Origin of the sequence: Arcobacter sp. L (assembly GCF_000284235.1) — a bacterium.
GTDB lineage: Bacteria > Campylobacterota > Campylobacteria > Campylobacterales > Arcobacteraceae > Aliarcobacter > Aliarcobacter defluvii.
Genome location: NC_017192.1, coordinates 2,864,868 through 2,880,513, shown reverse-complemented (window position 1 = coordinate 2,880,513; position 15,646 = coordinate 2,864,868). Strand labels below are relative to the sequence as shown.

Annotated in this window: 16 protein-coding genes; 4 read left to right on the top strand and 12 right to left on the bottom strand. The window is 26.4% G+C overall.

All coding sequences use genetic code 11. From position 1 onward, the window contains the following. Positions 1-25: 25 nt before the first annotated feature. The 7 genes from ABLL_RS14250 to ABLL_RS14220 all read right to left on the bottom strand — a co-directional run bounded on the left by ABLL_RS14250 (position 26) and on the right by ABLL_RS14220 (position 7,580). Positions 26-1,978 carry a methyl-accepting chemotaxis protein gene (locus ABLL_RS14250; RefSeq protein WP_041654947.1) on the bottom strand — a complete coding sequence of 651 codons (1,953 nt, stop codon included), beginning with the start codon at positions 1,976-1,978 and terminating at the stop codon, positions 26-28. Positions 1,979-2,105: 127 nt separating this feature from the next. Continuing rightward, positions 2,106-2,792 (bottom strand): response regulator transcription factor, encoded by a 687-nt coding sequence (locus tag ABLL_RS14245; protein WP_014475485.1) that lies wholly within the window; start codon positions 2,790-2,792, stop codon positions 2,106-2,108. Continuing rightward, positions 2,789-5,335 carry an ABC transporter substrate-binding protein gene (locus ABLL_RS14240; RefSeq protein WP_014475484.1) on the bottom strand — a complete coding sequence of 849 codons (2,547 nt, stop codon included), beginning with the start codon at positions 5,333-5,335 and terminating at the stop codon, positions 2,789-2,791. Before ABLL_RS14240 ends, ABLL_RS14245 begins: the two co-directional genes overlap by 4 nt. A 145-nt stretch (positions 5,336-5,480) precedes the next feature. Further along, positions 5,481-5,708 carry a DUF2798 domain-containing protein gene (locus tag ABLL_RS14235; RefSeq protein WP_014475483.1) on the bottom strand — a complete coding sequence of 76 codons (228 nt, stop codon included), beginning with the start codon at positions 5,706-5,708 and terminating at the stop codon, positions 5,481-5,483. 11 nt (positions 5,709-5,719) lie between these two features. After that, positions 5,720-6,871 (bottom strand): multidrug effflux MFS transporter, encoded by a 1,152-nt coding sequence (locus ABLL_RS14230; protein WP_014475482.1) that lies wholly within the window; start codon positions 6,869-6,871, stop codon positions 5,720-5,722. Further along, a complete protein-coding gene (locus ABLL_RS14225) occupies positions 6,871-7,296 on the bottom strand; it encodes a MarR family winged helix-turn-helix transcriptional regulator (protein WP_014475481.1) in 426 nt (141 codons plus the stop codon). The genes ABLL_RS14230 and ABLL_RS14225 overlap by 1 nt, the downstream gene beginning before the upstream one ends. Positions 7,297-7,355: 59 nt before the next feature. Beyond that, positions 7,356-7,580, bottom strand: coding sequence for a Rho-binding antiterminator (locus ABLL_RS14220; protein WP_014475480.1), 225 nt, complete (start codon positions 7,578-7,580; stop codon positions 7,356-7,358). A gap of 88 nt (positions 7,581-7,668) precedes the next feature. Here ABLL_RS14220 and ABLL_RS14215 point away from each other — a divergent pair, with 88 nt between their 5' ends. Further along, positions 7,669-8,478 (top strand): DUF4405 domain-containing protein, encoded by an 810-nt coding sequence (locus tag ABLL_RS14215; protein WP_014475479.1) that lies wholly within the window; start codon positions 7,669-7,671, stop codon positions 8,476-8,478. Positions 8,479-8,486: 8 nt separating this feature from the next. Here the strand turns inward: ABLL_RS14215 and ABLL_RS14210 are convergent, their stop codons facing one another. From ABLL_RS14210 to ABLL_RS14195, 4 genes are read right to left on the bottom strand one after another with little or no spacing between them, the layout of a single operon-like run. Beyond that, positions 8,487-9,143, bottom strand: coding sequence for an HAD family hydrolase (locus ABLL_RS14210; protein ID WP_014475478.1), 657 nt, complete (start codon positions 9,141-9,143; stop codon positions 8,487-8,489). Then, the gene (locus ABLL_RS14205; protein WP_014475477.1) at positions 9,130-10,044 is read right to left on the bottom strand and encodes a YgcG family protein; all 915 of its coding nucleotides are present in this window, start codon (positions 10,042-10,044) and stop codon (positions 9,130-9,132) included. The genes ABLL_RS14210 and ABLL_RS14205 overlap by 14 nt, the downstream gene beginning before the upstream one ends. Beyond that, the gene (locus tag ABLL_RS14200) at positions 10,041-10,658 is read right to left on the bottom strand and encodes a TPM domain-containing protein (RefSeq protein WP_014475476.1); all 618 of its coding nucleotides are present in this window, start codon (positions 10,656-10,658) and stop codon (positions 10,041-10,043) included. The genes ABLL_RS14205 and ABLL_RS14200 overlap by 4 nt, the downstream gene beginning before the upstream one ends. Beyond that, on the bottom strand, positions 10,658-11,251 hold the full coding sequence (locus tag ABLL_RS14195; protein WP_014475475.1) for a LemA family protein: 594 nt from the start codon (positions 11,249-11,251) through the stop codon (positions 10,658-10,660). Before ABLL_RS14195 ends, ABLL_RS14200 begins: the two co-directional genes overlap by 1 nt. Before the next feature lie 235 nt (positions 11,252-11,486). Between ABLL_RS14195 and ABLL_RS14190 the strand changes: the two genes are divergently transcribed. From ABLL_RS14190 to ung, 3 genes are all read left to right on the top strand, one after another. Further along, a complete protein-coding gene (locus tag ABLL_RS14190) occupies positions 11,487-13,133 on the top strand; it encodes an acetolactate synthase large subunit (RefSeq protein WP_014475474.1) in 1,647 nt (548 codons plus the stop codon). Between the two features lie 18 nt (positions 13,134-13,151). After that, positions 13,152-14,543 (top strand): aldehyde dehydrogenase family protein, encoded by a 1,392-nt coding sequence (locus tag ABLL_RS14185; RefSeq protein WP_014475473.1) that lies wholly within the window; start codon positions 13,152-13,154, stop codon positions 14,541-14,543. Positions 14,544-14,618: 75 nt separating this feature from the next. Then, a complete protein-coding gene (gene ung, locus ABLL_RS14180) occupies positions 14,619-15,266 on the top strand; it encodes a uracil-DNA glycosylase (RefSeq protein WP_014475472.1) in 648 nt (215 codons plus the stop codon). Here ung and ABLL_RS14175 read toward each other — a convergent pair whose 3' ends face one another. Further along, the gene (locus tag ABLL_RS14175; RefSeq protein ID WP_014475471.1) at positions 15,267-15,614 is read right to left on the bottom strand and encodes a nitrous oxide-stimulated promoter family protein; all 348 of its coding nucleotides are present in this window, start codon (positions 15,612-15,614) and stop codon (positions 15,267-15,269) included. Positions 15,615-15,646: the final 32 nt, after the last annotated feature.

The following is a 15,646-nucleotide window of genomic DNA, read 5'->3' as shown; positions in this document are numbered from 1 at the left end:
TGTTTTTAATAATTTAAAAGTGGGATTAAAAACTTTCCCACTCTTCATCATTAATTTTTTTAGATACTATTTTAGTATCTTCTTTTTTTGCTGTACTTTTTGTAGTAGATTTTGTTGTTGGTTTATGGTGAGTAGCTTTATCTATATTTCTAGCTTTTACATCATTTTTCCCTGCAAATTCTTTTTCATCTGCACTACTTACAACTAATTTAGCTATTTCATCTGTTAGAATAGCAACATCATGCGTTTGACTTGCTACCATTGCATTTTGTTGTGTTTGTTGGTCAAGTTGATTAACAGCATCATTTATTTGCTCAATTCCTAAAAGTTGCTCTTTTGAAGCATTTTGAATATCTGAAATTAGGTTGATAGTTTGAGAAATATTTTCATTTAATTGAATATATCCTTCTATCATATTTCCAGCTATTTCTTTACCTTGGTTTGCTTTTTGCGTAGCATTTTGAACTAATTCTTTTATCTCTTTAGCTGCTTCAGCACTTCTACTAGCAAGATTTCTAACTTCTTGAGCTACAACTGCAAAACCTTTTCCAGCTTCTCCAGCAGTTGCAGCTTCAACAGCTGCATTTAATGATAAAATATTTGTTTGGAATGCAATTTGATCAATTACCGTAATCGCTTCATTGATTGCTGTAACTTGAGCGTTTATTTCATCCATTGAAACATTTGTTTGATTTGCTAATTTTTCACCATGTGTTGCAGAGGCAGTTACATTTTCTGAGAAATTTGCCATTTTTGCAATACTTTCAGTATTATGTCTTATATTACTTGTAATCTCTTCAATAGCCGCAGCTGTTTCTTCTAAAGATGAAGCTGCTTCGTTTGAGCTTATATTTAGTTTATCAACATTAGTAAGTAAAATATTTGAACTTTGATCAAGCGTTAATCCATTTGATTTGTTTTCTATCAACATTTCAGTAATAGAATCTCCAAGAGTATTAACTCCATTTGCAAGTTTTAATAAATGCTCTTTTAAATTATTTGTTGAAATTTTATTTAAATAAGTATAAGAAGAATACTCTTCTAAAATATGAAGAACATTGTCTATGTTTGATTCAAGATTATTTGCCATATTATTTACAACATCTTTTAATTGCATTAAAGCAGGATTAGAAACATTGATATTTAATCTTTGACACAAATCACCTTGTTCAAATTCTCCTAAAACAGTAATTGTTTCATCAATTAGTTTTCTATCTTCTTCAATACCTTTTTTAGTTTTTGCTATATTTTCATTTACAACTTTTGACATTTCTCCAAATTCATCTTTTGCAGTGTCATCTAGAAGTGAAACTTCACTTGATTCTCTATTTAAATAAGAGAAAAATATTAATAAACCATTTTTAAATGATGTCAATGAATTTACAATAACATTTGAGATAAATATAGATATTAAAATAAAGATTAAAATTGCAACAACAGCAAGAATAATTAATGCGGTATTTAATGAATTAAATGCTTCATCTCTTAAATCAATTGCATTTTTATTTATTTCTTGAATTTTATCTTCAACTTTTAGTCCAATTTCTGCCATTTTTGATGAAATAGTTTTTATATCAGGAGATTCTACACCTGTAGTAGAACTTTTTATTTTTTCTTTTGCAAGAGAGCCAAATAAATCTAAATAGTTTTCTATTGAATTTATTATTTCATCACATAATTCTCTATTTCTTTTTAAAGAAAAAGATAATTTAGCTTGAGTAACACTTTCTACTAATTCTTTAAAATCACTTCGAACTTTATTATCTTTTATTTCTGTTGGTTCTGATAGAAATTGATAAACTGAAATTCTACCCTTTAGATTTTTTTGGATAAATATTTCTGTTGAAATAGCAGCATTATTTCTTGCTGTTGATAAATTATTATAGTGTTGATACACTAATGCCGAACCTATTACTATTAAAATAAATAGAATAGGAAATAAAAATAATTTCTTTTTCGTGTTGAGACTACTTAACATTTCACATCCTTTGCTTCCCTTTTTTATAAAGGAGTATAGTACAACTTTGTAGTAGAAAAATGACAAATAATTAATTCATGTTAAGCTAAATTTAGCAAAAAATTATTTTGTTACTTTTAGAAGCAAATTATTTCAGTCTATAGCCTTTATTGTAAATATTTTCGATAAAAAATTCAGAATCACTTGTTATTTCAGTAATTTTTTTCTTTAATCGTGAAATAAGTTGAATTATTGAATTATTTTTTAGGTCATGATTTAAGAAGATATATTCATTTATTTCTTCAGGTGTAAAAAATTTAAAATCATTTTCCACAAAAAGATTTATAAGAGATAATTCATTTTTAGTTAATGAAATTTTTTCTTTATTAAAATATAACTCTTTTTTTAATTTATTCCAAATGAGATTCTGACTCAATTTCTTTAGATTTGGATTTGAATATTCACAGAAAAATTCTTTTTTACATTTGTCAATAGTTTCTATTAATTCATTTATTTTAAATGGCTTGATTAAATATGAGAAAGCATGAAGATGTATTGCTTGCAAGAGGTTATCTTTATCACTATATGCTGTTAAAAAGATAATAGGTACTTTTTTATTTTTTTCTCTTATTTTTGTTGCTAATTTAATTCCATTTAATTTAGGAATATTTATATCTAAAATAATAATATCTGGATCTTTTTCTTCAAAAAAAGACAGAGCTTGTTCACCATCTTGTGCAATATATATTTCATTAAAGTGTCTTTTTAAAAAGAAATCTATACTTTCTACTGTCTCTTCATCATCTTCAACATATAATAAATTCAATCTATTCATTTATTTTCCTTTTGTAGGGTTATTATAAAGTTTGTAAAAGAATTATCAGAGTTAACATCAAGTTTCCCTCCAATGCTTTGTTCTATTAGAATTTTAGCCATGTATAAACCAATCCCTGAGCCTTCTTTTTTAAATTTTGTTGTGAAATAGGGTTCAAATATTTTATCAATAATAGATGAGGGAATGCCTCCTGAATTATCTCTTATTATTAAAGTAATTTTCTTTTTCTCTTTTTTTGCAAAAATACCAAGATATTTATTTTTTGAAGAGTTTAATTCAAAATTATCAATAGCATTTTCTAAAATGACTAAAATAACTTGTAATAATTCATTTTCAAAGTTGAAAATATTAATTTTTTCATCAACTTTGATTTCAAAATATATATCTGAATCCTTACTTTGAATTAAAATGATTGCTTTCATGATTAATTTTGATAAGTTAAAAAGATTTTTTTCTTTATTAGGGTGAAAAAAGTTCATAAAATCTTCAATTGTATTTGACATATAAATTATATTTTTATTTACGTGTAAAATTTTTTTATCAATGATATTTAAATCTTGTTGTTCCAATAAATTTTTATTTTCTTTCAAAATATTTTCAATTATTTGAACAGATAAGTTAATTCTATTTAATGGTTGTCTCCATTGATGAGCTATATTATTTATCATCTCTCCCATTGCAGCTAATTTTGTTTGTTTAAATAGCATTTCATCTTTTTTTCTATTTTTCAAACTTTCTTCTAAAACTCTTTTTTCTAAGTTTTCATTTAATTTTTGTATTTTATTTTTTAATATACTTTCTCTTACATAAACAATAGTAAGTAAACTTATAACCAAAAAAGAGCTTATTAAAACAATAAATAAAGTTTTATAATTCTTAACTTCCTTATACTTTAATAAAGTGTAATTATTTAAAATTAACTCTTTTTCTTCTTTTGAGATATTACTAATTACCTTATTTAAAATATTTTGCAATAAAAAATTATTGCTATTTATTGCTAAAAGAATATTCGTTTTATAATCAAAATTTCCTGTAATATTCACATCAGTATTATACTCCTTTTGCAAGTTATAAACGACATTTGCAATATTCCCAAGATATCCATCTGAGTTATTTTCTGAAATTTTCTTGAAAGCATAAGATGGATTATATGTAGTATATAAGTGAATATAAGGATAGTTTCTTTTTAAAGTTTGGAATAAATTAATATTATTTTCAACAAATATTTTTTTGTTTTTTAGTTGTTCAAAGTTTGTAATAAATGAGTCTTTTCCTGTGGTTACTAAAACAAAAGGCAATTCCATATAAGATTTTGTAAATAATATATCTTTATCTTCTATATTACTTTCATCAAAGAAAGAGAAAAAATCACATTCATAATTTTTTAGTTTAGATATAGATTCTTTTAAAGTATTCACAGGAACTAATGTTATACTTTTACCAATCTTCTTCTCAAATATTCTTAAATATTCAGAATTTATTCCAATAATATTCCCATCTATAATCGCTTCATATGGTAAAAAATTCTTTCTAACACACATTTTAAAAGTATCTTTATCTTTTAAAAATTCTTTCTCATATTCACTAAAAATTGGTTTATATTCATCAAATACCAAATCAGAAGGATAGGTAGAATTTTTGATATAACCCATTAAATAATAGATATCATAAATTCTTTTTAATTTATTTTCATCTATATCTCCAAGAGGATTGTTTTTATAGTAAGATAATTTTTTTAGAGCATTAGCTTCATAAATTAATTCATCTTTTGTAAGATTTTGAGAGTTGTATTTTTTTAAAATTATATCAACACTCTCTTCTATATTGTTAAAGGCATATTGCCAACCTAATAAAGAAGCTTTTTTAAAAGCAATTACTTTGTCTTCATCTTTTTTTATAAGAGTTTTATTAGTAAATAAAAAATCACTATAAAAGTCAAAACCTAAATCTTTTGGTGAAAAAATATTAAAAGGAATATGGTCTTTTTCTAAAAGATATGGCGTTTTTGAAATATATGCACTTATAATATCTGTGTTGTTATTTACTAAATCATTTACATTATGAGTATGCTTTAAGAATTTTATTGAATCTAAATCAACTTTATTTGCAATAAGCAAGGCCTTTATTGAAGCTTGAATATAATCATTATCAGTAAGCATAATTCTTTTATTATAAAATTCTTTTATTTCATTTATATTTGAATCTTTCTTTGAAATAAGCACTAAAGGTGAAATTTGAAATAGGGCATATAATGCAACTAGATTATTATAATTATTGATTCTTTCAGGAATTAATGTCTCTCTTGCAATTCCAAAATCACTTTTGTTTTCATTTACATCTTTTACAACATCTATATTAAAATTAAAATATTTAATATCAACATCCAATCCATAATCTTCATAAAAACCTTTTTCTTTGGCAATATAGTAACCAGCAAATTGAAATTGATTAAACCAAGATAGTTGTAGAGAAATTTTTTCTAAATGCTCATTTGCAATTAAAAGTATTGGTAGGAAAATCAAATATAAAAAATATCTATACAAAAAGATCAACCTTTAGTAAATTAAGGGGATTAAATGGATAAATTATAATCTAAAATAATATATAAAAAATGACACTTTTTATTCAAGAAAAATATTAATTTGTATTAAATTATTAAGTAGGATAGAATAAAGATTAGGATAATTCCTAATCTTTTAATAGCTTATGAACTAAATATTTTACTAAGGGTGAGATGATAGTGATTACTGGGAAGGCTACAAAAAATGCTTTTATCCATGCTTCAAGCCAAATTAATATAAATCCATCTATGAAACCAAGATTTATAAAGGTAATCACAAAGCTCATTATGAAACTCATAATAAAGCTCATAACAAAAGCAAAAACAATTCTTTCATATTTTCTTTTTATTAACATCAAAATCCTTTTTATTTGTAAGTTCTAATAATCAAAAATGAGATTATTGAAATGATTGTAATACTTAGTGCAATTGGTAAAAAAGTATTATTATGAAAACTTAGTGCGACTGAAGAGATAATTGCACCTAAACCAAATTGTAAAACGCCAATTACACCAGATGCAACTCCAGCATTCTTTGGGAAAAACTCCAATGCCAATGCCATACAATTTCCAAAGATAAATGGCATCATACACATATAAGAAGCAATTAAAATCATAATAGTAACCAGATGTATATCTTTTTGAAGGAGTATAAAAATTAAACCAACTATAATTTGAACTAAAATGGCAGTTTTTACTAAAAGCAAATCTTCATATTTTTTCAGTAGATTTATATTTACTTTAATCATAATAATTAAAAATATGAAATTAATTCCAAAGAAAAAAGGGAAATAATCAGTTGAAATTCCAAAATGTTCAATATATATAAATGAAGTCTTTGCAATAATTATAAAAAATCCACCAAAACTAAATCCAAGTGTTAACATAGCTTTCATGGCTGTTTTATGGGATAAAACGATTTTATATGATTCAAAAATATTTTGTTTTATATATGTATAACTTTCTGGTAAATCCTTATAAACAAAAAATGTAACAATCAAAGCATAAAGTGTTAAAAATATAAAAACAGCTTCCCAATTAAAAAAATGAATAATTGCTGCACCAATTGCTGGTGCTAAGAGAGGAGCTAAACTTCTTACTATTCCAATCAAAGAAAATACTTTAGCCGCTTCTGCTCCATGAAATCTATCTCTTACAGCTGCTGCTGCATTTACTACAACAATTCCACCAAAAAATGCTTCTAAAAATCTAAAAATCCATAATTCATAGATATTTGTTATAAAAATAATGATGAAACTAAATAGAGCAAAACCTAAAAGTCCAAATATTGAACTCACTCTTCTTCCATATCTATCAGAAATTGGTCCTCCGAAAATTTGCCCAACAGAAAATCCAATCAAAAATATTGATAAAGATAACTCAATTTTATCAATGCTAACACCAAATGATTTTGCAATTTCTGGAATTGAAGGAAGATATGTATCTGTTCCCATTGGTGCAGCAGATGATAAAACAGATAGTAAAACTATTAAATAAATGTGATTAATAGGTTTTTTCATTATTGTTCTTGTACATTTAATGCTACTTTTTCAAGTAAGTTTAGTAATAAAGTTATTTCATTTTTTTCTAAATTATTAAATAAAGAATCACGAAACTCTTTCACAAGATTAGAACTTTTATTTAAAATTTCATCACCAAGATCTGTGAGTTTAATAAGATTTGTTCTTTTATCTAATTGTTTTTTTTGAATAAAACCTTTTTTTTCTAAAGTTGATAAAGTTCTACTTATAGTTGTTTTATCTTTACCTAAAATATTTGCAATTTTTGTTTGATTGACATTTTCTTGGTATTTTATAATTTCTAATGTTGCTCTTTGTTCTGGAGCTATATTAAAAGTTTGAAGTAATTGAATATATTTATTATTGATTTTATTTGCAGTTTGGTTTATTTTGAAGCCAATAGATTTTTCTAATTCATAAGACATTTTAATCCTTTAATTGTATACGCAATAGTTGCATATACAACCTTTTGTAATACTTAAATTTAAATAGTATGAATTTTTAAAACTTTATCTAATCTAATTTCTTGTTTATTTGAAAGAATCAAATACTCTTCTTTATTTTTTGTTCTAAAATCAATAATCATATCTTCAATAACTTTTTCTTCATAATTATCAAGATAAGTTATTTGTACTTTTGATTTTTTTACTGCAAATTCTTCAAGTTGGTCATAAAGATGGCAATTTATAGGAATATATTTATCACTCATTTAAATCCTTTTTTTGAAGATTATAGCTGAAATAAATTAGTTATTTAATTTATAAATAAATGTTATAATTATTGGATAAGGAGTTTTTATGAGTTTGAAAAAAATCACTTCATTAACAATGCTTTTATCAATGTTAGTGATGACATTTACAGGAATTTTACTTTTTATTACACCTCCTGGAAGAGTTGCAAATTGGTCAAATTGGGAAATTTTAGGATTAACAAAAGATTTAATAGCCAATTTTCATACTACTTTTATGGTGTTATTTATAGTTGCAACAATTTTACATATTTTTTATAATATAAAACCAATGCTTAGTTATATGAAAAATAGTTTAAGAGAATTTGTCTTTTTTACAAAAGAGATGATAGTTTCTTTGATTGTTTTTGTTCTTTTTATATGTGGAACAGCTTTTGGATTTTTTCCTTTTTCAACTTTTTTAGATTTTGGAGATAAAGTAAAAAATTCTTGGGAAAAACAAACAGGAACGGCACCATATGCCCATGCAGAGTTATCTTCTTTGAAAAGTTTCACAAAAAAAATAGGTTTTGATTTGGAAGAATCAAAAATTATATTACAAAAAAATAACATAATATTTGAAGAAGAAAATAGTTTATCACAAATTGCAAAACAAAATGATACAAGTCCTAGTTTTATTTATGAATTATTAAAGAAAAATTTAAAAAATAGTAATCAAACTATTCCATTGACAGGATTAGGCAAAAAATCTATTGAAGAAGTTGCTTCAACTTTAAATATTTCAGTTGATGAGTTTATTTTAAAATTAAAAGAGTTAGGAATTGAAGCAAAAAAAGATGATAAGTTTAAAAATATTGCAGAACAATATGATATGAGTGTAATGGATATTTTAACTAAATTAGGTTATCAAAAAGAGTAAAGAAGTTTTTACTTCTTTACAATCTCTAAAATATCCAAAGGATGTTTTACTATGAAATCTGCTCCATTTTCATTTAGCTCTTTTTCATCTCTAAATCCCCATAAAACACCAATTGCTTTCATTCCTGCACTTTTTGCAGTTTTCATATCAACCAAGGTATCTCCCACAAAAAATATCTCTTCACAAGGAATATTTAATGCTTTAGCAATATTAATTGCACCAATTGGATCAGGTTTTCTTGGAACTTCAACTTTTTGTCCATGAACCTCTTTGAAGCCATAATCTTTAAATAGATAATCTACATATTGCACTGTAAAATCATGAGGTTTATTTGATAAAACAGCAAGATTATAATCAAGTTTTTTAAGTTCATCTAATAACTCATAAATGCCTTCATAAGGTTTTGTATTTTCATGAAGTTTTTGATCATATTCTTTTTTAAATCTTCTAGATACTTCTTTTTTCATATCTTGTGAAGACTCTTTTAAAGCATTCTCCACTAAAACATCAACACCACTTCCTACGAAATATTTATAATCTTCTATTTTATGAATAGGAAGATTTAATTCTTTTAAAACTTTATTCATAGATATAGCAATATCTTCAATTGAATCTAAAAGTGTTCCATCTAAATCAAATATAATTGTTTTTTTACCAGCCGCCACTTGCGCCTCCTCCTCCAAAACTTCCTCCGCCACCAGAGAATCCACCAAATCCACCACTTGAAGATGAAGATGAGCCAAAACCACCAAATCCACCTGAATTTCTTGAACTATTTGAATAACTAATTTTTGATAGTTTGTCAAAATCTACATTTTTTGAAGTGATAAAATTGAAAACAAATATTACTATAAACATAATTAATGCAGCAAACAAGTTATATGTGGTAAATATTTGAGACATAATAAACGTGAAAAAAGCAAAAAATGACGAAGATATTGAGGATTTTGTAACTTTATATAAAAATTGACTTTTTACTTTTCTTGAAATAGTATTTGCTATCATTGATAAAAATATCAAAGCAAAAAATCCTAAAGGTACAAGGGCATTAATAGCTCCATTAAAATCATTGTTTTTAGCTTTTGCAACATATTCACCTTTTATAGAAGCAATTATTTCATTTACGGCTTTTAATATTCCAAGTTCATATTGATTTGCTTTAAAGTTGGGTTTTATTGTGTAGTTTATGATTTCATGGGCAATTTTATCTGTTAATACTCCTTCAAGTCCATAACCAACTTCTATTCGTATTTTTCTCTCTTCCATCGAAACAACAAGTAAAACACCATTATTTTTATCTTTTTGTCCTATTCCCCAAAAACGACCAAGTTGATAAGAGTATTCTTCTATTGTGTAACCATTTAAAGAATTTAGAATAACAACAACTATTTGATTTGATGTTTTTTCTTCTTCTGTTTGTAATATTAAATCTATATCTTTTTTCACAGCTGGTGAAAGTAGATTCGCTTGATCAATAACTCTTCCGTCTAATTTTGGAAAATATTGCGTAATATCTGCATTTAATAAAGAAAAAGCAAAAAGTAAGAAAATTATAATTTTTTTCATTTTAACTCGATTACTTCATTTGATAGTTCATTTTCATCATTCTCTTGGATTGGAAAATGTTTTATCAAAATAGCTTTTGAAGTTTTTATAGCTTTTAAATAACCATTTAAAAAATCTTCTTTTTTTACATCTAATGTAAATTCATAAACTAATTGTTGCCAAAATTCATCTGGGATTTTTTTAGATATTTCACTATCTGTTATAATTTCAACATACCTTTCATCGAAACTAACAAAAAACATAATTGCCTGTCTTGTTTTTGTTCTATTTAATCCTAAATTGTTAAATTGTTCTTTAGCATTTGAAGAGGCTTTTTGATGTTTATAACTTAGAGGAACTATTTTTAAAATCAAATTATCAAATTTTTCAAAGAAAAGATTTATTCCTACAAATATTAAAAGTTGATATTGTAATAGTTCTAAAGTAGATATGTCTTTTATAAAAAAAAGAAGAAAAGAAATTAAAAAAACAAAAAATACACTAATCATTAAAGAGGCATATTTATAATCAGAACTTTTTTGTGCAATTACTGCAACTAATTCAGCAGAACTTAATTTCTCAAGATTTTCTATCTCTTTTGAAATAAGCTCTTTTTCTTTGTCATTTAGAAGCATTAAAATTTTACTTTTGGAGCATCTTGCTCTGTTGAACTTGCACTAAAAGTTTCTTTGATTTGAGCTTCTGGATGAACAATTGCAGCTACAAGTTTTCCAGGCATTGTTCTTAATTCTAAGTTATAAAGTTTAACAGCTTCAATAAAATCACGTCTAGCAACAGTGATTCTATTTTCAGTTCCTTCAAGTTGTGATTGTAAAGCCATAAAATTTTCATTTGCTTTTAATTCAGGATATTTTTCAACAACAACCATTAGTTTTGATAAAGCACTACTTAATCCAGCTTGTGCACTATCAAATTGTTGTAAAAGGGCAGGATTATTTAATGTTTCAGCATTTATATTCATTTGAGAAACTTTGCTTCTTGCTTCTGTAACTTCAACAAATGTACTTTTTTCATGTTCCGCATAACCTTTTACCGTTTCAACTAAATTTGGAATTAAGTCTGCTCTTCTTTTGTATTGATTTTGTACTTGCGACCATTTTTCTTTTACATTTTCGTCAAGTTTTGGAATATTGTTGTAATTTGTAACAATTAAATATGTAAAAGGAATGATGATAATAAGTGCCAAAATTAATAAAATTTTCTTCATAGTGTAACCTTTCGTTAAATATGAAATATAGTATTCAAAATATTATTAATTTTATCTAAACTTACAGTTTTAAAATGGTTATAATGTTAAGTGTTAATCAACTATAATTCGCAGTTGTAAAATAACAGTAACAAAATTATTCATATTCGAAATAAAACTAATAAATTAAGAGAAATTAAATAGATATTGAATATGATTATCAATTATATTTTATAAAAAATAATGGAGAAATAAAATGAATGCATCAGAACTATTTGTAAAGGCATTGGAAAATGAAGGTGTTGAGTATATCTTTGGTATTCCTGGTGAAGAAAATCTTGATTTTCTTGAAGCACTAAGGACATCAAATATTAAACTAATTTTAACAAGACATGAACAAGGTGCTGGATTTATGGCAGCAACTTATGGAAGACTAACAGGAAAAGTTGGAGTTTGTATTTCTACTTTAGGCCCTGGTGCTACAAATTTTGCTACAAGTGCAGCTTATGCACAACTTGGTGGAATGCCGATGATGATGATCACAGGGCAAAAACCAATCAAAAAATCTAAACAAGGACGATTCCAAATCGTTGATATTGTTGGTATGATGAAACCAATGACAAAATATGCGAAACAAGTTGTAAATGGAAATAATATTCCTTCAATGGTAAGAGAAGCGTTTAAAATTGCAACTACTGAAAGACCAGGTGCTGTTCATATTGAGTTACCTGAGGATATTGCAGCAGAAGAAGTAGAATTTAATATTTATCCAGTTAAACCTTTTAAATATCCAAAAGCAGGAAAAGAAGCAATTGCAGATGCAGTTGGTATGATTGAAAAAGCAAAAAGACCATTATTACTTATTGGTGCTGGTGCAAATAGAACAAGAATTGGTACAGCTTTAACTGATTTTGTTAATGAAACTGGAATCCCTTTCTTCTCAACACAAATGGGTAAAGGTGTAATTGATGAAAATCATAAACTTTGCTTGTCAACAGCTGCACTTTCAAAAGATGATTTTATTCACTGCGCGATTGAAAGAGCAGATTTAATTATCAATGTTGGACATGATGTTATTGAAAAACCACCATTTTTTATGGAAAATAAACCAAATGCAACAAAAGTTATTCATGTAAATTTCTTCCCATCAGAAGTTGATGATACTTATTTCCCTCAATTAGATGTAGTTGGTGATATTGCTTCAAATGTTTCTCAAATGACAGCAGCTATTTCTAAACAAGAGCATTGGGATTTTGATTATTATGTAAGATTAGCAGAAGATATTAGAACAAGATTATCTAAATATTTTGGTGATAATAGATTCCCTATTTTACCACAAAGAGCAGTAAGAGCTATTAGAAAAACTTTAGACGAAGAAGATATTGTAACACTTGATAATGGAGTTTATAAAATCTGGTTTGCAAGAAATTATAGATGTGCAAGACCAAATACATTATTATTAGACAATGCACTTGCCACTATGGGAGCAGGACTTCCATCTGGAATGGCTGCAAAAATGATAAATCCTGATAAAAAAGTTGTTGCAGTTTGTGGTGATGGTGGATTTATGATGAATTCACAAGAAATGGAAACAGCAGTAAGATTAGGACTTGATTTAACAGTTGTTATTTTAAATGATAATGCATACGGTATGATTAAATGGAAACAAACAGGAATGGGATTTGAAACATTTGGTTTAGATTTAGATAATCCTGATTTTGTTAAATATGCAGAAGCATATGGAGCAACTGGACATAGACCACAAAGTGTTGAAGAATTTGAAGAAACTCTAGACAAATGTGTAAATGGAAAAGGTGTTCATTTAATAGATTTAGCAGTTGATTATTCTTTAAATCACTCAATTTTAAATGAGTTATTAGCTAAAAAACAATGTTTAATATGAAAATTTGAAAGGAAAAATATGAGTACAATAGAAGTAACATCACCATTTGACGGAAAAGTAGTTGGAACAGTTCCATTCACAACAGTTGAAGGAGTACAAAAAGCTATCGACACTGCATATGAAAGATATTTAGATGTTGATAACTGGATTCCAAAATATAAAAGAGTGGAAATCTTAGAAAACTTGATGAAGATTATGTCTTCACAAGTTGAAGAGTTAACAATTCTTTGCGCAAGTGAAGGTGGAAAACCATATATGGACTCAAAAGTAGAAGTACTAAGAGCTATAAATGGTGTAAAAATAGCAATCGAACAAATAGGACTTCAAGAAGGTCATGAAATTGCAATGGGACATACTCCCACAAGTACAAATAGAATAGCTTATACTATGAAAGAACCAATTGGAGTTGTTGTATCAATTTCAGCGTTTAATCACCCATTAAATTTAGCAATTCACCAAGTAATTCCAGCACTTGCAGTAGGTTGTCCAGTTATTATTAGACCAGCAACTCAAACTCCAATGTCTGCTGTAAGATTAGTGGAATTATTAAAAGAAGCTGGATTACCTGAAGGTTGGGCACAAGCAGTAGTTTGTGATAGAGCAGGTGGAGAACTTTTAGTTACAAGTCCTAAAACAGCATTCTTTTCATTTATTGGTTCAGGTCCTGTTGGTTGGTATTTAAACTCAAAAGCTAGTGCAGGAACAAGAAGTGCATTAGAACATGGTGGTGTTGCGCCTGTTATTGTTGAACCAGATGCTGATATTGAATCAATGATACCAGATCTTGTAAAAGGTGGATTCTACCATGCAGGTCAAGTTTGTGTTTCTGTTCAAAGAATTTTTGTACATGAATCAATTGCAAATACAGTTGCATCAAAAATTACTGAAAAAGCTTCAAAACTTGTAGTTGGAAATCAATTAGATCCTAAAACTGAAGTTGGACCATTAATTAATCACAACGAAGTAAATAGAGTTGAAGAGTGGGTTAATGATGCAGTGGCACGTGGTGGAAAAATATTAACTGGTGGGAAAAGAATTTCTGATTCTTGTTATGAGCCAACTGTTATTTTCAATCCAAGTGATGATGCAATTATCTCTCAAAAAGAGATTTTTGGACCAGTTGTAGTTGTTTATCCATATAAAACTTTAGATGAAGCAATTAAAAGAGCAAATCAACTAGATGTTTCTTTCCAAGCAGCAGTATTTACAAAAAATATTGATACAGCTTTAAAAACTGTAAAAAGATTAAATGCAACAGCTGTTATGGTAAATGATCATACAGCATTTAGAGTTGATTGGATGCCATTTGGTGGAGCAAAAACTTCAGGTCTTGGATTAGGTGGAATTCCTGATACTATGGCTGAAATGCAAAATCAAAAAATGATGGTTATTAAATCACCAGTTTTATAATTTTTGATTTATGATTCTTTTAAAGCTAAGGTGAAAGCCTTAGCTTTTTTTATTTAAAAAAATTAGGGATAAAGAATGACTTGGGAAAATGTAATAAATATAGAAAAAGAAAAACCATATTATAAATTTTTAAAAGATGAAATAGATAAAAGATATGAAAATACAAGAGTATTTCCTGAAAAGAAAAATATTTTTAACGCTTTTTCTCTTACAAAATTGGATAATTTAAAAGTGGTAATATTAGGACAAGATCCTTATCATGGTTTTGGTCAGGCACAAGGTTTAGCTTTTTCAACACCAAAAAATATAAAAAATCCACCTTCAATGGTAAATATTTTAAAAGAAATAAATGATGATTTAGGTAAAAAATCTGTTTGTGAAGATGGAGATTTAACACCTTGGGCAAAACAAGGAGTTTTACTTTTAAATACAATCTTAACAGTTCAAGAAAGCTTAGCAAAGTCTCATCATAATTTAGGTTGGGAAACTTTTACAGATAATATAATTAAATTTATTAGTGACAATAAAGAGAATATAATTTTTATTCTTTGGGGAAGTCCAGCTATTTCTAAATCAAAATTAATTGATAAGAAAAAACATCATATTTTAACTGCACCACATCCAAGTCCACTTTCATCTTATAGAGGATTCTTTGGTTGTAAACATTTTTCAAAAACAAATGAAATACTAAAAAGTTTAGGAAAAGAAGAGATAACTTGGTGATTAATCAAAAAGATTGAAAATTTTAGATTTTATTTTACTTAAGGATAATTTTATTGCAGAATATTTCATAATTTTTGCAATGTTTTTCCATCTTTTTTTTTCATAGCAAGGATTTGGACAAATTCTGCATCTAGGTTTTATTTCATGTGGACAATTATTTAATCTTTCAAAAGAGTAACTTATAGCTTCTTTGCACTCTTCACATAAATGAAGGTTTAATTCAAAAGATTTCTCTTTATATATTAGATTTATAGTATAAGATTTTTGATTTAAATGTTTGTCATTACAATATAATTCATAAAATCTTTTTAGTGTTTGTATTTCTATCTCATATTTTTCAAATGTCATTTTATGTCTTTTCAAATTAAGATAGATATTAT